This window comes from Microbacterium gallinarum, from assembly GCF_014837165.1.
Taxonomy (GTDB): Bacteria; Actinomycetota; Actinomycetes; order Actinomycetales; family Microbacteriaceae; genus Microbacterium; species Microbacterium gallinarum.
Window position 1 is genome coordinate 659,600 of record NZ_JACSPM010000001.1, and the last position, 21,218, is coordinate 680,817.

General features: G+C 69.6%; 10 protein-coding genes. 1 reads left to right on the forward strand and 9 read right to left on the reverse strand.

What is annotated here, in order from left to right:
• Window positions 1-113 precede the first annotated feature (113 nt).
• The 5 genes from H9622_RS03145 to H9622_RS03165 all read right to left on the reverse strand — a co-directional run bounded on the left by H9622_RS03145 (window position 114) and on the right by H9622_RS03165 (window position 4,611).
• Window positions 114-1,133 (reverse strand): substrate-binding domain-containing protein, encoded by a 1,020-nt coding sequence (locus H9622_RS03145; RefSeq protein WP_191764144.1) that lies wholly within the window; start codon window positions 1,131-1,133, stop codon window positions 114-116.
• 252 nt (window positions 1,134-1,385) lie between these two features.
• Window positions 1,386-2,405, reverse strand: a complete 1,020-nt coding sequence (locus H9622_RS03150) for a LacI family DNA-binding transcriptional regulator (protein WP_191764146.1) — start codon at window positions 2,403-2,405, stop codon at window positions 1,386-1,388.
• Between the two features lie 8 nt (window positions 2,406-2,413).
• Window positions 2,414-2,833 (reverse strand): LPXTG cell wall anchor domain-containing protein, encoded by a 420-nt coding sequence (locus H9622_RS03155; RefSeq protein ID WP_191764148.1) that lies wholly within the window; start codon window positions 2,831-2,833, stop codon window positions 2,414-2,416.
• The gene (locus H9622_RS03160; RefSeq protein ID WP_225221535.1) at window positions 2,830-3,912 is read right to left on the reverse strand and encodes a DUF916 domain-containing protein; all 1,083 of its coding nucleotides are present in this window, start codon (window positions 3,910-3,912) and stop codon (window positions 2,830-2,832) included. Before H9622_RS03160 ends, H9622_RS03155 begins: the two co-directional genes overlap by 4 nt.
• A 78-nt stretch (window positions 3,913-3,990) precedes the next feature.
• Window positions 3,991-4,611, reverse strand: a complete 621-nt coding sequence (locus H9622_RS03165; protein ID WP_191764152.1) for a hypothetical protein — start codon at window positions 4,609-4,611, stop codon at window positions 3,991-3,993.
• 560 nt (window positions 4,612-5,171) lie between these two features.
• Between H9622_RS03165 and H9622_RS03170 the strand changes: the two genes are divergently transcribed.
• A complete protein-coding gene (locus H9622_RS03170; protein ID WP_191764155.1) occupies window positions 5,172-7,799 on the forward strand; it encodes a LamG-like jellyroll fold domain-containing protein in 2,628 nt (875 codons plus the stop codon).
• A gap of 486 nt (window positions 7,800-8,285) precedes the next feature.
• Here H9622_RS03170 and H9622_RS03175 read toward each other — a convergent pair whose 3' ends face one another.
• The 4 genes from H9622_RS03175 to H9622_RS03190 form a co-directional block, all read right to left on the reverse strand.
• Entirely contained in the window at window positions 8,286-11,681 is a 3,396-nt protein-coding gene (locus H9622_RS03175; RefSeq protein WP_191764157.1) for a family 43 glycosylhydrolase, read from the reverse strand.
• 14 nt (window positions 11,682-11,695) lie between these two features.
• Window positions 11,696-14,614 (reverse strand): immunoglobulin-like domain-containing protein, encoded by a 2,919-nt coding sequence (locus H9622_RS03180; RefSeq protein WP_191764159.1) that lies wholly within the window; start codon window positions 14,612-14,614, stop codon window positions 11,696-11,698.
• 73 nt (window positions 14,615-14,687) lie between these two features.
• On the reverse strand, window positions 14,688-17,573 hold the full coding sequence (locus H9622_RS03185; protein ID WP_191764161.1) for an immunoglobulin-like domain-containing protein: 2,886 nt from the start codon (window positions 17,571-17,573) through the stop codon (window positions 14,688-14,690).
• Between the two features lie 17 nt (window positions 17,574-17,590).
• Window positions 17,591-21,097, reverse strand: a complete 3,507-nt coding sequence (locus H9622_RS03190; RefSeq protein WP_191764163.1) for a LamG-like jellyroll fold domain-containing protein — start codon at window positions 21,095-21,097, stop codon at window positions 17,591-17,593.
• Window positions 21,098-21,218 lie beyond the last annotated feature (121 nt).

The following is a 21,218-nucleotide window of genomic DNA, read 5'->3' on the forward strand; positions in this document are numbered from 1 at the left end:
TGCGTGGATCCTTTGCTGCAGGGCGAGCGTTCTGAGGGAAACGAGCACGAGCGGGGGCCGCCGGAACGGCGACCCCCGCTCGCATCAATTCTCGCTTCGTCGACAGAGTCGAATCAGAAGCCCTTGCCCTCGTCGATCGCGGCCTGAGCGGCCTCGGGCGAGTCGAACGTCTCGCCGGGGACGATGATGTTCTTCTCGACGCTGTCGCCCGCCAGTGCGGAGTTGACCGCGTCGACGGCGAGGTCGCCGAAGAACGGGTTGTACTGGGCGACGAAGCTCAGCTCACCGGCGGCGAGTGCTTCGAGCGCCGGGGTGGTGCCGTCGATCGTGGCGATCTTGACGTCCTCACCCGGGACCAGGCCGGCGGCGGTCACGGCAGCGGCCGCGCCGATGCCCATCTCGTCGTTCTGAGCGAACACGAACTGGAGGTCCGGGTTCTCCTTCAGCACGGTCTCGATGACCGACTTGCCCTCGTCAGCGGTCCAGTTGGCCGTCTGCGCGCCGATCTTGTTCCAGCCCGAAGCGCCCTCGATGGCCGCGTCGAAGCCCTCGTTGCGCTCGTTGACGACCGAGAGGCCGGGAACGCCCTCGAGCGTGAAGTAGTTCGCGCCCTCGGGGAAGGTCTCGACGGCCCACTCGCCGACGGTGCCGGCGACGTTGACGTTGTCGGGGGCGATGCGCGTGACGTAGAGGTCGTCGCTGGCGTCGACACCACGGTCGAGCAGGATGACGGGGATCTCAGCCTCCTGGGCGAGCTCGAGCGAGTCCTCCCAGCCGGAAGCCTCGGTCGCGGTGAGGAGGATCACGTCGACCTCGTCGTTCACGAACGTCGCGAAGGCGTCGATCTGCGACTTCTGGTCGGTCGGGCTCGCCGCGGGAGCGTACTTCAGGTCGAAGCCCGCGTCCTGCGTGAACGCGTCCTTGATCGCCTGCTCGTTCGCGTTGCGCCAGCCGCCCTCGGGGCCGACCGCGACGAAGCCGACCGTGGTCAGTTCGCCGTCGCCGCCCGCGTTGCCGCCGTCGCCGTTGTCGCCGCCGTCGTTGCCGCCGCCTGCGCAGCCGGCGAGACCGAGGGCGAGCGCCCCCGCGCCGACGAAGCCGATCAGGCCGAGCATCCGCTTCTTGTTTGCCATCTCTTCTCCTCCTTGAGACTCCCCGACGCTTCTTGGTCGGCGAGGAAGTGCCGGTGCCCCAGCGGGACACTCTCGGGTGTGTGCGAGTCCATTGTGCGCGCTAACAACCTTGTGCGCAACTAGTTCGATCAGATTCGTTATTTCTCCGTTACCGCGAACATTAACACTTTCGCGTGAGCGGCAACATACCCCTTTTCGGTACGCGCGCGAAAGGCGCCCCACCTCGAGCGGCGGAGTCCCTTCGATCGAGCGTCAGGAGCGGGGCGGCGCGGTCGAGCCGCGGACGATCAATCGCGGCTCGATGATGTCGTGCTCGGTGACCTCTTCGCCCTCGATCGCCGCGATGATGATCTGGAGGGCGAGCGCGCCGAGGGCCGCGAAATCCTGCCGCACCGTCGTGAGCGGCGGCAGGAAGTGCCGCGCGTCGGGAAGATCATCGAAGCCGACGACGCTGATGTCGTCCGGCACCTTCAGCCCGCGCTCCGACAGCCCGTGTACGAGGCCGAGTGCCATCTGGTCGTTCGCCGCGAACACCGCCGTCGCGTCGGCGAAGTCGTAGGTCTTGCCGAAGGTGTAGCCGTAGTCCGATGTCCAGTCGCCGACCACCGGGGGCGCGATCGGCAGACCTGCGTCGGCGAGGGCATCCCGCCAGCCCTGCTCGCGGGCCCGCGCGTCGTACCAGTCCAGCGGCCCCGACAGGTGGGCGATCGAGCGGTGACCGAGCTCGATCAGGTGCATCACGGCGGCCATGGCTCCGGCGCGCTGATCGACCGCGGCGGTGTGCATCTCGGGGTCGGACTCCGCCTTGATGACCAGGGTGGGAAGGCCCGTGCTCTGCTGGCGCAGCAGATCGAGCGACGAAGCGCGCGGGGCGATGACGCAGAGCGCGTCCACGCCCTGCGTCACGAGCTCGACGACGCCGGTGTCGATCTGTGACTCTTCGTCGTCGGAGATCGAGAACGCGCTGATCGCGTAGCCGGCATCGCGCGCGGCGCTCTCGATCGCGCGGAGCGTGCTGTTCGGCCCCCACTGCACCGGACTGTCGACGAGGATGCCGATGCGCATGGCGCGCCGCGTGGCGAGGGCGCGCGCGATGGAACTGCGCGTGTAGTTCATCTCGTCGATGGCCTGGAGCACGCGCTCCCGGGTCGACTCGCGGATGTTGGGGTGCCCGTTGAGCACGCGCGAGACGGTCATATGCGAGACGCCGGCCTGCTTGGCGACGTCGTAGATGCTCGGGCGCTGCCAGCCCCTGGCGATCTGTTCCGACATGGTGCGACCTACCTCGCTCGACGTGGGCGGCCGGGGGCGTCACCCCGCGAGGGAACCGTCGCGTCCGTGGACGGGAGTCCCTCGGCCGCGTCGTCGGCATGCCGACCGCTGACCACATAGTAGGGGGATGCGCCCGGCTCGCGACCTATAACGTTGGAAAACGCGCGAACCCGCCGTCCGAACAGCAGGGCCGCGCCTGCCGCGACCAGCACCAGCGCCAGCCAGACGAAGAGCATCGGGTAGTCGGCGCCGGTGGTCGGGAGCACGCCGGCGCCGCAGTCCACGACGCAGCGCAGCGGCTCGATCTCGACGGTGACGACCACCCCGTCCGATCCCGTCTCGATCTCGTCGGCGAGAGCCGGGCTGGGAGCGAGGACCGCCGCCACGATGAGGGCGGATGCCGCCGCCAGCCGTCGTGCGCGGGTCACGAGGCGTCCGCCGGGACGTCGGTCACCGGCGCGTCGTTCGCACGCCGGCCTTCTTCACGAGCTTGTTCGAGCATTACCTGGAGCCTTTTCTTCGATCGGCGGCGGCCCCAGACCAGCGCAAGGATGAGAAGGGCGATTCCTGTCAGCAGCAGCAGCTGCGGCCAGGGCACCGCCCAGACGATTGTGTCAGCAGTCACGGGTTCGATCGTGGAGCTGTCGCCGTTCATCGTCACAACCGTGGGTGTGACGACCACGGACGCGGGCACGACGAACAACGGCCAGACGCCGTCGACGACGACGGTGATGTCGCGCGAGTCGCCGGGAAGGAGTTCGAGGGTGCGCTCCCCCTCGGCGGGGAACACGGTGGATCCGCCCCCCGCGGACACCGTGCCTTCGGCCAGGAGAATGGTGTTCCCGGTGTTCTCGGCGCGGAACGTGATCGTCGCCTCGCCGGGACGGAACGGGTTCCACGACAGGGAGTAGTCGCCCGACACCACGTCGACCGTCGCGGAGGGCGTGATCTCTCCTGTCACCCGCGTGGTCACGCGGAAGCCCACGCGGCTCTCGACGCCGACCGCCGTGCCGTCCTCGCTCTCCTGGACGGACACGATGGAGGCCGTGATGCCGGCGGCGTGGTCGCCCGGCTCGGCCTGTTCGGGGACCGTGATCGAGAAGGGAACGACAGCCGTCTCGCCCGCATCGACGGTGACCGTCTCCGGGACGGAGATCCAGGTGCCCGCGTCGACGGATTCCTCGCCGGCCGGAAGGATGTCGAATCGACCCGTGCTGGTGTAGAAGCCGTCGGCTGCGAGCAGCGCGAACTCGACTGTCTGGTCGCTCACGTTGCGGACCGCGAAGTAGTCGTCGACCGACTCACCCGGATCGAGCTCGTTCTCGACGAACGTCCGCCCGTCGGGTCCGGACTCGTTCGCCGGAGTCACCGACCAGCGGACGTCGGGCGTGTCGTCGGTGTCGGCGTCGGCGGACGCGGGCACCGCAACACCGGCGACCAGCGCCAAGCCCAGCACGAGGCCGGCGAGCGCATGACGCGCCGGCCGGAAGCGGGAAGTGAGTGACAACAAGGACAATCCAGACGTCAGGGTCGGGGCCGCCGACGACGGCCCCGACCCGATTCAACACGAGTCAGACTTCGCGTGTCAGTACGCGTCTTCCCACAGCGTGAGGGTCAGCGTCGCGGCGTAGCTGCCGGGCGCGACGTCGACGGGCGTCTTGAGGAACAGGTTGGCGTTCGCCGACCAGGCGCCCGCCGCGGCGGCCTCACCCGAGTCCAGCGAGAGCGCGAGGAACTCCTCGCCCTCGAGACCCACGTTGTTGGGGCCCTCATCCAGCACGGTGTCGACGTCCGGGCCGACCGCGACCTCGCCGTTGCCCTCCTCCGAGAGCAGCTGCGGCGACCACCCGAGGTGTCCGGCCGAGATGGAGTTCGCGCCCGAGACGAAGTCGGACGACTGACCGGTGACGTACCAGGCGACGCCCTCGGGGACCTCGGCGCGGTCGTCGGTGACGGTGACGGTCGGGAGGGTGCCGTCGAACTGACGGACCTCGGGATCGGTGGACTCGACCTCGGTCAGCGTCGCGGCGTCGGCGCCGACGGTCATCGTCAGCGCGCCCACGGGCTCGAGCGCCTCGATGTTCACGTTGACGTCGACCTGGTCGTTGCCGACCTCGTCGGCGATGGCGGCGCCTGCGACACCGATCAGCAGCATCCCGCCGAACGCACCGGCGGCGGTACGTGCGAACAGTCCTCGCTTGTTCATTCGTTCTCTCCAATTTCCCGGTCGGCACCTCTGCCGATCCGAACTCGCGAGCGACCGGTCCATCCGGTCGTCGGGACTCGCTGGAAGCCTCAGCCGTTGCCGAGCGCCCCCGTCTCACATGGGTGGTGGCCGGCGCGAAGTGCGCCCGCCTCTCGGCGCGGCGCCCGGATACTCCCCGCCACGACGAGCGCAACCGCGATCGCGGTCTGCGCCGTACGGCTGAGGGAGTGACTGAGCATTTTTGCACCTTTGCTCTCGGATCCGGCGGTGGATCGACTTGGCTCGCCTTGGATGTTACCGGCAACAGTTAGCGAGAACAAGACCCGAAATCGGTTTCGGCAAATTCGGTGCCGACCGTCCTTGAAACTTCTCGAGATTCAACTCACAACTCTTGCCCGCCGATAGCGTGAGCGCTAACATTCCCACGGCGTGCCTCATGCGGATCCCGCACACCCTGGGCAGCGCACAGCAAAGGAGCTGGAGTGAATCGCATTCCCCGACCCACAGCCTCGGTGAGCGGCCCCCGCGTTCGGCGACGTCCACGCACCGTGGTCGCCGCCATGGTGAGCGCCGCCCTCATGGCCACCGCGCTCGCTCCCGTCGGGGCTTCCGCCGCCGCGGGCGCCAGCTCATCCGTTCCCATCAACGGCCTGCTCGCCGAGTACGTGTTCGACCAGGCGACGGGCGCGAGCATCCCGAACCGCGTCAGCGGCGGCGCGGCAGCCACTGTCGTGAACGGCACCGACAGCCAGTGGACGGGTTCATCCCTCGTCTTCGCGGGCGGCGCGAAGACCAGCACCTCGGCCAACTGGGTGCGCCTGCCCGACAGCATCCTCAGCGGCAAGACCTCCGCCACCGTCACGATCGAGACCAAGATCGACCCGACGATGAAGAGCAACTGGAACTTCCTCTGGAACATCGGCAGCGACTCGACAACGCAGTACTACTTCGCCTCGGTGCGTGACAATCCGCGCACCGCGATCACCACGAACAGCGGCGGGGGCGAGGTCAACGCCCGATCGGGCACGGCGCTCGACGCGAACCGCTGGTACAGCCTGACGTCGGTCATCGACGGCGCCGCCGGCCACATCACGTTCTACGTCGACGGCGTGCAGGTCGCCCGCACGAACACCGCTCTGACGCCGGCATCCATCACCGACCAGACCCTCAACGCCATCGGCCGAGCGCCCTATCCCGACCCCATGTACAAGGGCGAGGTGTCGACGTTCCGCGTGTACGACCGCGCGCTGACGGCGGCGGAGGTGAACGACGTGTCCGTGGCGGATGCCGCGATCCACGCCGCCTCCTTCCAGCAGGCCGCACAGACCGTCGCCGACGGGGTCGCCGCCGTGACGTTCGACGAGGCGCAGACGACACTGCCGACCTACGGCGGTCGCGTCTCCTGGTCGTCTGCCGACCCGGCGATCACGATCGGCGCCGACGGCGTGACCGCGACCGCCGACCAGCCCGCGGCAGGCGAGGACCCGCGGCAGACCACACTGACCGCGACAGCCACCGTGCGCGGCGCGACGGCCACGAAGCAGGTGCCCGTGACGGTGAAGCCCGAAGCCGCCGCGACCGACGCGTTCGGCTACGCGATGGTGCACTTCATCGAGGACTCGGCGGGCTACGCCGAGAAGATCTACCTCGATGTCTCGCGCGGTGACAACCCCGAGCAGTGGGATCCGCTCAATGCGGGCCGGCCGATCCTGGCGTCCGACCTCGGCACCACCGGCATCCGCGATCCCTACCTCACCTACAACCCCGAGACCGGGACGTACTACATCATCGCCACCGACCTTCGGGTCTTCGGCGGCGACCGCGGCGTCTCCGGCTGCATGGAGTGGTGCTACTGGAGCTCGAAGGGCAGCACGAAGCTCAACGTCTGGGAGTCGAAGGACCTCGTGAGCTGGAGCGACCTGCGCCAGTTCGACGTCGCGCTGACGGACGGCGCGAAGGTCGGCGAGTTCGGCATGGCGTGGGCGCCCGAGGCGACCTGGGTGCCGGACTACTACGGCCCCGGTGAGGGCGGGTTCGTCCTCTACTGGGCGTCGAACGTTTACACCAACCCCGAGCACACCGGCTCGACGTATTCGCGAATCCTGTGGGGCGCGACGCCCGACTTCACGCAGGAGACGTACGAATACGGCGGCGCGTTCATCGACGCGGGCGGCAACACGATCGACACCACGATCATCCAGAACGACGGCAAGACCTACCGCATCACGAAGGACAACTCCGCGGGCAAGGGCATCTACCTCGAATCGACATCGGCAGCCGAGTGGTGGAAGCCGTCGGCGACCTGGACGCAGCTGCAGACGCGTATCGGCGCGATCTGGTCCGGCGGCAACGCCGGCGGTGTCGAGGGTCCCGCGATCTTCCAGCGGCACGGCGAGGAGAAGTGGTACCTCTACGTCGACGTCATCCCGTCGACCGGCTACCGGCCGATGGAGACGACGAACCTCGACGCGGGCTTCACGCAGCTCGCGAGCAGCTCGTTCTCCATGGCGCCGAGCACCAAGCACGGCGGCATCGTGGGGCTCACGAAGGCGCAGTACGACGAGATCCGTGAAGCGGATGCCGCCACCGCCGTCTCGAGCGACCTCGGGTCCGTCGAGGTCGGCGCCGATGCGGCCGAGGCCGACGTGCGAGACGCGCTGCCGAGCTCGGCTGAGGTCGTTCTGGCGTACGGCCGCGGCACCGCGTCGCAGCCCGTGACGTGGGACCTCTCCGACGTCGACACCGGCGAGCCGGGCACCTACGAGGTGACCGGCACCGTGCGCACGATCGGCGCCAACCTCAACCAGTGGGTCGGCACGGGTGGATCGACCGCGTGGAACGCCCCGGGCAAGCAGCTGTACAGCTCGACCGCGGTGATCGTGACGGCCGACGTGGTCGTCGCTGCGCCGGTGCTGCCGGTGACGGTCGTCGCCGACACACGCTGCGTCGCGGGCAAGGTGACGCTCACGGTCAAGACGACGAACGACGGCGACGCGCCGGTCGGGCTCGCCGTCTCGACCACCTACGGCTCGAAGTCGATCGCCGCCGTGCAGCCGGGCAAGAGCACGACAGCCGCCTTCACGACGCGTCAGGGCTCGATCACCGGCGGCACGGTCGGTGTGGCCGTGACCGCCGGGGGCGACAGCGCCGAGGCATCCGCCTCCTACGCCGCCGCGACCTGCGGCTAGACCCTCCCCCAGAAGAGCCCCGCCGGCCCCCATCCGGCGGGGCTCTTTCGTACGAGGGTCGTGGGCGGCGGGGGGCGGCGGGCGCCGAGCGCGGCGAGGACACTCCGTCGCCGCTGCTCGGGGCAGGTGATCCGGCGAGAACAGGACGATCTCGGCGAAAGCATCCTGTCTCCGCCAGATCTCCTGATCTGGGCGACGCCTCCCGTGGGGACGCGTTGTGCCCCGCCGCTGTCCTCGCTCGACGACGAGGGACTCCCTCGAGGACCAGGCACTCCCTCCGTCGCCGCTGCACCGGATCAGGAGATCCGACGAGAACAGGACGATCTCGGCGAAAGCATCCTGTCTCCGCCAGATCTCCTGATCTGGGCGACGCCTCCCAAGGAGAAGCGCCGAGGCGCCACTGCGCGCGGGCGCGACAGCGCGCCGCGGGGTCCGTCCACACCCGCGGCGCGCGTCGCGACGGCCGCTGCTGCGACCGTGGTCAGATCACCCGCACGAGGCGGGCGCGGTGCTCACCTCCGTCGTATCGGTCACCGGCGAGCCGGCTACCGTCGCCGAGGCGCTGAGGGTCATCGATCCCGAGGGGATGCCGGGCGCGCGCGTCGTGAACGACGTGGACGCGCTCTTCCCGGCCGCGAGCGACGCGAACGTCTTCGTGCCGTAAACGCCCGTCACCGTCACGGACACCGGCACGTCCTCGCCGTTGGCTACAGTGACCACCTGCACCACCTTGCCGCCGACGCAGCGTGCGGTGACGGATGCCTCGACCTCGAGGCCTTCCGGCGCGGTGACCGTCACCGTCGCGGTGACCGTGCGGTTACCCGAGGCGAGCCACTCGGTGTCGGTCATGTCGAGGATGGGACTGCCGTCCTTGCGGAAGTACACCATCCTCACCCCCGAGTCGCGGGTGCCTCCAGAGGTGAGCTTGGCGTGGAAGATGTTCAGCAGGTTGCCGTCGTCGTCATAGGTGTACGAGTTGTGTCCGGGTCCCCAGTTGTTCGCGAAAGCGCCCTCGTAGTGCCAGATCGGGTAAGTGCGCACCTGCCACGAGGCGGGGTCGAGCAGGTCGGCGCCGGACTCGGCGGTGGCGAGACCCACCGCGTACGTCCAGTCGACGCCCGAGCCCGAGAACGTGATCATGATCTTGCCGTCGCGCTTGATCACGAAGGGGCCTTCGACGACCTGGGTCGTGTTGTTGGACCAGCCTCGATCGGGGTAGGCGATCGTCGAGCGCGGACCCGCGAGGCGCCAGCTGCCTGTCGTCGAGGGAACGACCTCGGCGATCTTCAGCACGGCGGGGCCGGTCACCGGGGTGATCGCGCGCTCGGACCACGAGACGTAGTCCACACCGCCGTCTTCGAAATGCGTCATGTCGAGCGTGATCCCGGCGCCGTACGTCGTCAGCGGCTGACCGTCGGCGTCGAGCACGCGCTGCGGTGCCTCCCAGTCGGCGCGCACGAGCGGGTCGCCGCCCGGCTTGAGCCGCATGGTGAACGACTGCACGCCGTTCCACGCGTTCTCGCTGTTCGGGTTCGCGGCGAAGAGGATGTACAGGTCGCCGTCGAGCACGTGGAACTCGGGCGCCCACAACTGCGCGTTGGTGCTCGTCCCGGACAGGCCCGGTCCGAGGATCCGGTTGTCCGCCGCGCTCGCGATGCCCGCGATCGTGCTCGACTGGCGCACGAAGAACTCGTCCTGGCCGTTGTCGTCGGTGGAGATGAACAACCACGTCTTCTCACCGTTCGGCAGCGTGTATCGCAGCACGTGCGGATCGGCGCGCCGGGCGATGAGCGGGAAGATGGTGTCCGTCCGCTCCAGTGCGCCGGTGACGGTGTACTCGCCGGGCGTCGACGGGTCGACCCCCGAAGTATCCCAGTCGACACGGAAGTCGTGGGTGCCGCCGTCCGAGTACTCCGCGGTGAGCTTCTCGGGCAGCTCGACCTCGCCGCCGGCCGTGATCGTCACGTCGTCAGGCACCTGCAGGCCGGTGTTCTGCACTCGTCCGAGCAGCTGCTCCGCGACGCGCGCCTCGGCCACCGTGACGGGCACGACCGACGCGGTCTCGGCGTAGGCCACGTTGATCGTGCCGACGCGGCCGGTCGGCTGCTGACCGACCTTGACGGATGCCACAGCGCCGAAGTCGGGCGTCGTGCCCGTGAGCGTCGAGCCGGACGTGCTCGTCCACGCGAGCCGGTACGCGTCCACGCGCGAGTCCCACTCAGCCGAGACCGCTCCCGTCGCACCCTGGCCGGGAAGCGCCAGGAGGCCGACCTCGGTCCAGTCCACGAGGTCGGGAGAGGTGAAGACGAGCGCACCGGCTGCGTCGGCGACGCCCGTGTCGGAGGTGCGACGCGCGATGAGGCCGAAGCCCTCATCGCCCGACAGCCGGAAGACGTAGGGCTGAGCGAGGTAGCGCTTGGTGCCGTTGTCCGTCTCGGTCATGCCGCTGTGCTTCGGGAACACGACTCCGGCGCCGGAGTTCAACGCGGTGTAGGAGGTGCCGTCCGCGCTCACCGCGAGGTGGGCGGACCGGGTCACCTCGGGGTCATCGCCGCCGCGCGTGTTCTTCGACGTGGTGTAGGCGGCGAGGCGCGACGCGCCGGTCTCGGCGATGCGCACCTCGAGCTCGGTCGTCGCGGCATCGGAGCCGGTGCCGACCACGGCCCGCAGCGTGGCGGCCCCCAGGCCCGTGGCCGGAGCGGTGGCGATCGCGCCGTCCACGACGGATCCGGCACCCGACACGTGCGACCACACGACCGGCAGGCCGAGCGCCGTGGGGGGCAGCACATAGCCCTCCTCGAGCACCGACGGCAGCAGCAGCGTCTCGGCGGCGCGCGCGGCCTGCTCGGCCGCGGTCGGCGCCTGCAGCACCGTGACCTCGAAGTCGCGGGTCGCGGACTGGCCGCGCACGGTGGCGGTCGCCGTGAGCGTCACGACGGTGTCGGCGGCGGGCCGGGTCACCTGACCGTTCGACGCCACGATGCCCGCCGGCTGAGATGTCCATGTTACACCGCCGGCCGTGGGCAGCACGAGGTCGGACTCGACCTGCGCGAGGTCCTGCACGTTCGCGGCGGCGAGGTCGATCGCGTTCGCGACCTCAGCGGCGGTGGCCGCAGCATCTGTCGCCGATGCGGCCGCGATGTCCGCCGCCGTCAGCGCCGCGCTGTAGACGCGGAACGCCGAGACACCTCCTTGATAGAGGCTGTCGCCCGCGTAGGCGCTCTTGCCGATGTAGTTCATCGTGTGGGTCGTGAGATCGCTCAGTGCGACGGTGGAGTCCGCCTTCTGCGCGACGAGCGCTCCGTCGATGTAGAGCTTCAGAGTGGAGGTGGTCGCGCCGGAGTTCTTCTCGATGGTCGCCGCGACCGACTGCCACTGGCCCTGCACGAGCTTGGTGGCCGAGGTGACCGACTGCTCACCCGACCAGTTGGCCTTCGAGATCGCCACGCGCGGCGCGACGGGCTGGATGAAGAACTGCCCGGTCGCCGCGTCACCCGATCCGCCGATGTTCCACAGGAACTTGTTGCCGGAGAGCGCCGTCGGGCTCGTCTCGATCACGACGGTCGCGGCGCTCTGCCCCGCGAGGAGGTTGTTCGGCAGCTGCACGTGGTTCGCACCGGTGAACTGCATGGATCCGCCGCGCCAGGCCGCGCCGCCGACGACGGCGGCGTCTCTGCCCGCCCCGGAGACGTCGTGCAGCACCGTGCCGTTCGACTCTGAGAAGTCGTACGAGGCCAGCAGCGACGCCGGCTCGGCCGCGGTGGCGGGAACGGTCGCGCCGATCCCGCCCGCGACCAGCGCGGCTCCGACCACGCCGGCGAGGAGCTTCCTGCGCCGCGCGGTCCCCGCGCCGCGCGCGCTGTCGATATGTGTGCGATCCACCGGATCTTCCTTTCTCAGCCGCAGGTCGCGGCGGGATATGCGGCGTCGGCCGTGAGCGTGACGGGTGCGCCGGCGACCGTGGCGGTCGCGGTGAGGGTGAGCGATCCGAGCGGGATCGACGGCTGGCGCGTCGTGAACGATGCCGATGAGCTCTTTCCCGCGGCGATGGAGGCGAAGGTCTTCGAGCCGTACGCGCCGGCAGCCGTCGCCCCGATCGCGACGTCGTCGGTGTTCGTCACGGTGACGACCTGCACGACCTTGCCCGCCACGCAGCGGGCGGTGACGGATGCCTCGACTGCGAGCACGGGGGCGTCGCCGACGACCACGGCAACCGGGGCCGAGATGGACCCGGACAGCACATCGAACCCGGCGTACGCCGCCGTGAGCTCGGCGGCCTCGCCCGCGGCATCCGTGTCGGGGACGACCGCCTCGGCAACGTATACACCGTCCTTCGAGACGATGGGGGCGTCGACCGTCAGGTCGCCGACCGTGAATGTGACGGAGCCGGCGACGGCTCCCCCGTCGGCGGCGGAGACCGTCGCGATGAGGGCATCGCCCGGACGCAGCGTGTCACCGGCCTCGACGCCGTCGAGCTCGATCTCCGTCGCGACCTTCGTCAGCGCAGCGCCCTTCGCCGCCTCCCACTGGTTGAGGGTGACCGGCAGCACGCTGCCGTGCCGGGACTTCGGCAGGGCACCGGTGACGGTGCGCCACTGCGGGGTTGCGAGCGACTCGGTGAACAACGGCAGGTAGCCGACGCCGGTGAAGTCGTCGACGAACAGGTAGAAGCCCTCGTCGACGCCCGCGGGGAGCGACGTGTCACCCGCGTTCGCGCGGAAGATCGTCGGCCCCTCGGTGGTGCGCGTCGTGTTGCGGGCCGTCTTCGAGATGCAGCTCGCGTCGGTCTGCCAGGCGTAGTCGCCGGGCACCGTGAGTGCGTGCATGTCGTCGGACGACTCCTGCACGATGTCGACGCAGCCCGTCACCTCTTTGGTGAAGCGGTAGAACGTGCCGTCGTCCTCGATCATCGTCGAGTCGATGCGGTCGCCCGCGTCCTCCCACACCTTCGCGGGCGAGAACGTGACGAAGTCGCGCGTCGTGGCGTACATGACCTTCGAGTAGGTCGAGTTCGGCGTGCCTGCCTTGTCGTACGGGCGGGTGCCGTCGAGGTAGACGCGCGACGACCAGTACACGACGAACTCGCCGGCCTCGGCATCCCAGTAGGCCTCGGGCGCCCACGTCATCGACGCGTTCGGACCCGACACCTTCACGTGCCGCTGCTGCGACCACGTGCGCAGGTCGGCCGACTCCCAGATCTCGAGGTGGGTGCTGCCCTGGTCGAGGGCACGGTCCCAGCTGCTGTTGCGGCCGATCGAGAGATCGGTGGCGATCAGATAGAACCGGTCGCCCTCGGGCGCGCGGAGAATGAACGGATCGCGCAGACCCATCTCGCCGATGGTCGAGGTGACGAGCGGCGCGCCGCCGCCGAGAACGTCCCAGCTCATGGCGCTGTTGCCCTGCGACGCGGCCAGGAAGATGTTCTCGCCTGCGACCGTGTCGGCGGTGAAGTACGCGAAGAGATAGCGGCTGTCGGTCGCCGCGCGCGGCAGCGGCTGGACGTCGACCGCGAACGCGCGCGTGAGAGCGTCGGGTCCGTCGCCGATCGTGGCGGTGAGGGTGACCTCGGCGGGGGCCTCACCCCACGCCGGCCGCGTGACGACGCCCGCCGCTGCGGCGCCGGTCGCGGCATCCGTGATCACGTCCTCATCGGACGACTCCCACCGGATCGGCGAACCGGCCACGCCGCGCGCGGGAAGCGCCAGGTTGCCGCGCACCTGCTCGGGCAGGCGCAGCGCGTTGCGGTCGGCTGCCAGGTCGGCGGCGGTGAGTGCGGGCACGGTGACCGTGAAGGTGCGCGGGGTCGACGCAGCCTGGCCACGCGTGGTCGCCGATGCGGTGAGCGTCACGACCGCGGCCGGCTGACCGGGAGCGGGACGGGTGACTGTGCCGTCGGGAGCGATGACCGCAGGGTCGGACGACGCCCAGCGGACGCCGTGCAGCGTCACGAGCTGGAGGTCCGTAGTCACCGCGGAGGTGTCGCCGAGGTCGAGGGACGCCAGCTTCGCGCTCGACGCCGATGCGAGCTCGGCAGCGTGCGGCGCCGCGTCGAGCTCGGACAGCGCGACGACCTCGATGTCGCTGAGGGCGCGGTCGTAGACGCGGAACGCGCCGACCGATCCCTTGAAGAGCGTGTCGGGCCAGGGCGCTCGGCCGATCGTGTTGAGCGTCTGCGTGATGTCGGCCGGCGTCAGCGTGGTCTTGATCACGCCCGCGCGCTGACCGTCGGTGTAGAAGGTGAGGGTGTCGGCGTCCGCGTCGATGACCGCGGTGAGGCTGTGCCAGCGGTTGGCCGTGACGCCATAGCCGGTGGCGTTCTTCTCCCCCGTCGCGGATCCGACGGTGATCGCCGACCGCGGTCCGCGCGCGTTGGCGAACCAGTACTGCTGCGTCGCGTCATTCCCGATGTTCCAGAGGAAGTGATTCGAGGTGAGCATCGTCGGGTCCGATTTCACGTCGATCGACACGGTGGCCGATCCTGCTCCGGCGAGCAGGTCGTCGGGGAGCTCGACCCAGTTGCCGGTCGAGGTCTTCGCGCCGCCGGTGAGCCGCAGCGTGCCCGCCTCGGACCGCTGATCGGCGACGTAGTTGCGCACGACCGCATCCAGCGGGTCGCCGGGCGCGGCGTCGCCGTCTGCGGTGTTGCGCAGGGCGTCGCCCGAGGCCTCGTCGAACAGGTACTCGGCGACGAGGCGGTCGCGCAGCGGCTCCGACGCGGTGGCTGCGGCGGCGGCGGGCAGCAGGCCCGCGGCGACGACGCTCGCCACTGCGACGACGCCGAGGACACGCCGGCGGATGCGGGTGGGTGCAGTCACGACAGATGTCCTCTTTCGGGTCGAGGGGAAGGATGCCGCGGCCCGGGCGCGCTCACACCCGGGCCGCGTGGCTTCAGCCGCAGTTCGCAGCCGCGTACGAGGTGGTCTCCTCGACCGTCACCGGAGCACCGTCCACCGTCGCCGAAGCGGTGAGCGACACCGACCCCGCCCCGATGCCGAGCTGACGCGTGGTGAACGAAGCCGACGCCGACTTGCCGGCCGCGAGCGACGCGAACGTCTTGGTGCCGTATGGCGACGCAGCGGTCACGGCCAGTGTGCTGTCGTCGTCGTTCGTCACGGTGACGACCTGCACCACCTTCCCGGCGATGCACCGGGCTGTGACGGTGGCCGACACCTCGAGCGCAGGGGCTGCGGTCACCGACACCGCGAACGAGGCGCGGATGGACGGTGCGGCATCCAGCGACACCGTGACCTGCGACACTCCCGGCTCGGAGGAGTCGAACCCCGTGAGCGTGTACTCACGAGCGGCGAGCACGCGGGTCGCACCGCTCGCGGTGGTCGCCGTGATCTCGAGACCCGCCGCGTCGAGTTCGTCACCGATCGCGTAGGAGGTCCGCGCGGGCGGGCTGGTGACCGCGATCGACGAGATCTTCGCGGTCGGATCACCGAACGCCTGCGTCAGCCGGTCGTACTCCGTCTTCGTGACCGGAAGGATGGTGCCATGGCGCTTGAGCACGGCGTCGAAGTCGATATCGGTGCCGACGGACCAGCCGCCGCCCTGCGCCGCGGGCGCGGTGCTCGCGAGGTCGGTGCTGCGGAACGGCAGGTATCCCCGTCCGATGCTGCCGCCGTAGCGATCCGCCATGAGGCCCCACGTCGGGACCCTCTCGCCAGACGCATTCTTCTGCCAGTCCTGCGGGTTGTAGGCGAACAGCTCGGGTCCTTCGAGCGTCGTCCCTGCGTAGTTGTTGTCGTTGAAGATGTCCCGGAGGGTGCTCACGCGCTCCCAGCCGTCCGGATTGCTCGTCGGTGCGGTGCCGCTGACGGTGACCGCGTACGGGTCGGAGCTGCGCTCGATCGTGATCTGCCCGTCGCCGGAAGCGCGGTAGAAGACGCCGTCGATCTCCAGCATGGTCGTGTCGATGATCGAGTTGGTGCGGTCGATCCACTTCACGGGGTCGGAGAACGTGACGAAGTCGCGGGTGGTCGCGTAGTACATGTTCATGGGGTCGCCGAGCGCATTGCCGAGCGGATGCTCCGCCCCGGCGCCCGACGCGGTGGCCCAGTACACGAGGTATTCCCCTGTGGCCGGGTCGTACGTCGCCTCGGGCGCCCACGCCGCGCCGGCCTGCGGGATCTCGGATGCGACGTCGACGAGCCGCGGTTCCGACCAGTCGACGAGGTTCGTGGACTCCCACACGACGAGGCTCTTGCTGCCCGGGTTGTCGGGCGTGAAGCGCCACCCGTACAGCGCGGTGCTGAGATCCGTCGCCAGCAGGTAGAACTTGTCGCCACCGGGGGCGCGCACGAGGAACGGATCGCGGGCACCCGTCTCCCCGACCGTCGACCGCAGCACAGGCTGCTCGGCGTTGAGATCGGTCCAGTCCGCGCCGTCCTCGCTCGTGGCGAAGTAGATCTGCTCGTTGATCGTGCTGGGCGAGCGGCCGGCGGTGAAGTGGGCGAACAGGTAGGCCGCGTTCTCCTCCTGCTCCGGCAGTGCTCGGACGGTCACTGAGAAGATGCGGGATGCCTCGGCGCCGGGCACGCGCGCGGTGAGCGTCACTTCGGCGTCGTCGTTCCCGTGTGCCGGGCGGGTCACGATGCCGGGAGCGCGGCCCTGGTCCCCCTCGGTCGAGATCACGCCCGCCGGCTCCGCCGACCACTCGATCTCCGACCCGTGGACCGACCCGGTCTCGGGCAGCGTGAGGTTATCACGCACATCGTCCAGACCGTGCAGGGCGATCGCCGCGAGGTCGGCTTCCGCGCGGGCGCCGGCGTCGGGCAGCTGCGTCACCGTCACAGCGAACTCCCGCGTGCTGCTCTTGCCGCGAACGGTCGCGGTCGCGGTGAGCACCGCGCTGGTCGGTCCGCTCTCGGACTGATGGACCGTGCCGTCGGCCGCGACCACACTCGCGTCCGACGTCGCCCACGTCACTCCGCCCGACGTGGGGAGCGTCAGGTCGGAAGACACGGCCGACAGGTCGCCGAGCGAGATGCCGCTGAGCGTCTCGGACGCGGAGGTCACGGCATCCGTCGACGACACCGTCGCCACCTCGGCGGCCGTCAGTGCCCGGTTGTAGAGGCGGTAGCTGCTGATCGCTCCGGTGAAGCGCGGGTCGGCCGTGTACGCCGACGCTCCGATGACGTTGTTGGTCTGCACGGCGAGGTCGGCGATGCCCGTGGTCGAGTCCGCCTTGCGAGCCACCTGCACGCCGTCGACGTACAGCGTGATCGTCGAGGTCGAGGCTCCGGCATTGGGCTCGATGGTCGCGACGATGGACTGCCAGCGGTCGGCTGCGAAGGCACTGGGCGACACGGCGTTCTGCTCGCCGCTCCAGTTCGTGCGCGAGATCGTGGCACGGTGGCCAGGGGTGTGCACGAAGAACTGACCCGTGGCCCCCTCGCCGGACCCGCCGATGTTCCAGAGGAAGTTGTTCCCGCTGAGCGAGCCGGCGCTGGGCTTGGCCTCGACGGCGACCGTCGCCGCAGTGCTGCCGACGAGCAGGTTGTCGGGCAGCTTGACGTGATTGGACCCGGTGAACTGCATCACGCCGTTCTGCCATGCCGGGGTACCGACGACGGTGCCGTTCTGGGCACCCCCGGCCGCCGCAGCGTCGGCCAGCGTCGTGCCCGTCGTGGCGGAGAAGTCGTACGCCGCGAGGAGGCCGTCGGTCGGCACGCCCGCGAGCGGGTCGGCCGACGCGGCTGCCGCGGGGAGTGCGGCGAGCACCAGGGCGGCCACCGCCGCACCGGCGAGTGCTGTTCTGCGAATTGTCATCGGGTCATTCCTTCAGCTCAGCGGCAGCTCGCCGCATCGAATGCGATGTCGACTCCGTGCTCGAGGAACTGTCCACCGACGGCCGCCGACGCGTCGACATCGACGACCCCGGCCTCGACCGACGGCAGGCGCGTCGTGAAGGCCTGCGACACGGTCTTGCCCGCCGCAACGGACACCGTCTTCGCGCCGTACGGCGACGTCGTCTTCACGGCCACGGGGAAGGTCTCGCCGTTCGTCACCGAGACGGTCTGCACCACCTTGCCTGCGACACAGCGCGCGGCCACGACGGCCGAGACGTCGAGCTGCGGCTCGGGGACGCCGACGACGGTCACCGTCACGGTCACCGTGCGGTTGTCGGGCGCCACTTCCTCATCGGACTCCATGTCGAAGACCGGCATGCCGTCCGAGGCGAAGTGGACGCGGCGGACGAACATGTCGCGACCGGTCAGTCCGCGGTTGCTCGTGCGGGCGTGGAAGACGTACAGGATGTTGTCGTCCTCGTCCATCGACCACATGCCGTGGCCGGTCCCGAGCTGCCAGGCCCCGTTGAACATGCCGGACTTCTGGATCGGGTAGTTCAGCTTCGTCCAGGCTGCCGGAGACAGCAGGTCGACGCCCTCCCCGGCCTTCGCCGTGATGAGTCCTGTGGTGTAGGAGTCGCCCACGCTCGAGCCCGAGTAGATCATGTACAGCGTCCCGTCCTTGGCGAGGACGTTCGGGCCTTCCGCGATCACGTTGTCCCACGCGAACTCCGGCGGCAGGATGCGCACCGGCGCCGAGGTCAGGCGTGTCGGGTCGGACGGGTCCATCGTCGCGATGAAGACCGAGCCGAGCATCTGCCAGGCGTAGTACGACTGGCCGGAGTCCTCGAAGTAGGTCATGTCGAGCGAGATGCTCTGCACCGGGTTGAGGATCGAGCCGTCGGCGCGCAGCACCTTCTCGGCCTTGGTCCAGTTGGCCGGGACCGCGGGGTCGAGGTCGTTGCCCTGGGCGTCCTTCTCCAGCTGGATGATGCTCGCGCGTCCCGTCCACATGTCCGGCTGGCCGTTCGAGCCGTCGTAGCAGGGCATGAAGAAGATGGTCAGCGTGTCGCCGACGAGATGGAACTCCGGCGCCCAGAAGCATCCGGTCATGATCCCGCCGTCCGCGTCGGTGTCGCCGTCCTTGAGCAAGTCGATCTCGACGTTGCGGCCGGCGCGCAGAGCGTCGTCCGACAGGTCCTCGATGTTGTCGGCGATGCGGATCGGCATGTGCGGTCCGTTGGCCGGGTTGATCGGGTTGAGGTTGAGGTCCTCCGTGGCGATCATGAGGAACTTCGTCTCGCCGTTCCAGTCGAACTTGAACACCGACGGGTCGGCGCGCTCGTCGGCGAAAGGCGTCGCGTACTGCGGCTGCTTGATCGAGCCCGTCACCTCGTACGTGCCGGGAGCGGAGGTGTTGACGGCGGCGATCGAGTCGGCGTCCCATTCGATGGCGCGCGTCGCGACCGAGCCGTCGTTGTAGCTCAGTTCGGCGCGCTGCGGCAGTCCGGAGGCTGCGAGTTCCGCTCCGGTCTCCACCTCGACGCCGTCCAGCGCCGTGACGCCGGTGTTGACGATGCGCCCGAAACGGACCTCGAGTGCCTCGGCGACCGCCGCCGTGACGGCGATCGTGTTGCCGGTGGCGTAGTTCGGGATGCCCGTGCTCGTGGTTCCGGCGGTGGCGGCCACGACGCCGCGCTCCACTGCGCCGCGGGTCGCGGCATCCGTGAGGCTTCCGAACGTGGTGTACATCGCGGCGCCCGCGTCCGACGTCCAGCTGACCAGGTAGCGCTCGGCCGCAGAGTCCCACACCACAGCGGGGTCGTTGACACCGCTCGTGACGCCGACGTCGACCAGGCCGACCTCCTGATACGACAGCAGGTCGGTGCTGCGGGCGAAGAGCATGCGGTTGGTCTGCGTGCCGTCCGCCCCGCCGTTGCGCGCGGTGCGCGTGGCGACGATGCCGAACGTGCCGTCCTCCAGGTAGAAGATGTGGGGGTTGCGGAGGCTGCGGATGAGATTCTCGGCCGGGCCGTTCGCCGGCACGGCCGACGAAGTCTTCGGGAAGAAGATGCCGTAGTTCTCGTTGAGCGGGGTCCAGCCTCCGTCGGCCGACAGCGCGAGGTGCATGCTCAGCGCGACGTCGGCGTTGTTCGCCTCGGCGACGGAGGTGGGGTTGCGGTTGTAGGCGAGCAGCTGGGGAGCGGATGCCGGCAGCACGCGCACGGCGAAGGTGCGGCTGACGCCCACCCCCGTGGAAGCGTCGGTGATGCGCACCGACACGTCGGCGTCGACCGGCTCGTCCGACGACGAGGTGATGGCGGCAGCCACCTCGACGGGGCCCTCGACGCCGGTGATCTCCAGCGTGGTGCCCTCAGGAGCAGTCGGCACGGCCGCGCCCGAACGCACGACGGACGGGATCACGAAACGCTGTGCGAGGCGCGCGGCGCGGTCCTCCGCGCTCTCGGTCGACGGCAGCACCGTGACCGTGATCGTCTGGCTTACGGTGATGCCGCGGAGGGACGCCGTGGCGGTGAGCTCGACGGGCACCGCCGGCTGGCCGGCGAGCGGAGGCGTGACCTGACCGGTCGGCGAGACGACGGCGGGGTTGCTCGAGGTCCACGTCACGCGGCCCTGCGCGGTCGGCAGATCGATGTCGCCGCTGGTCTCGCGGTCGGTCAGGGCCAGTCCGGTGAGGATCGCCTGGGCCTGGGCCTGCAGCTCCGCCTCGTTCAGCAGGGCGTCCTCGGCCGAGACTCCGGCGACCTCGGCGGCGTTCAGAGCGCGGTCGTAGACGCGGAAGGCGGAGATCGCACCCTGGAAGAGCGGGTCGGGCCACGGCGCGCGGCCGATCGTGTTGAGCGACTGGTCCAATACGTTCGCCGGCGTGAAGCCGACGTCGCCGTGCGCCGTGCGCACGCCGTTGATGTAGAGCGAGGCCGTTCCCGCCGCGCCGTCGAGGACCGTGGTGACGTTGACCCACTGGTTCGCGGTCACGCCGCAGGATCCCGACTGCACGAGCTGCTCGACGCCGCCGGACTTGATGCCCACGAGCGGAGCGCGGCTCGAGCCGCAGTTCAGCGAGGCGAAGAAGTACTCCGTCGCAGAAGAGTCGTTGCCGATGTTCCACAGGAAGTGGAAGCTGTTCAGCATCGCCGCGGACGCCTTGACCTCTGCGGTCACCGTCGCGGACGGGGCGCCCGAAAGGATGTCGTCGGGCAGCTCGACCCAGTTTCCGGTGGACGTCTTCGACCCGCCGCGCATCGTGAGCGACGACCCGGTCCAGTCGGCCGCCTGCACGTTGCGCACGGTCGCCGCCCCGAGTGCCGATCCGGCGGCGGTGTTGGGCACGGTCGAACCCGACGCCTCGTCGAAGAGATACTCGGCGACGAGGCCTTCGTCGGGCACGGCGGCGGTCGCGCTGCTCACCCCCAGGCCCAGCATCATCGCGCCGATCGCAGCTGCCGCGATCGCTGTCTTCCGGGTGCGGGAGGACACTCTCATTCCACTCTCCATCAAGTGAGGCCGAACATCGTCGAACGGGTGTTATCGCTCACGTTAGCGGTAACTAAACGAATCGCGCCACTGTTGATCGCGTCAATGTCCAAAGAACGCACATGTCGTG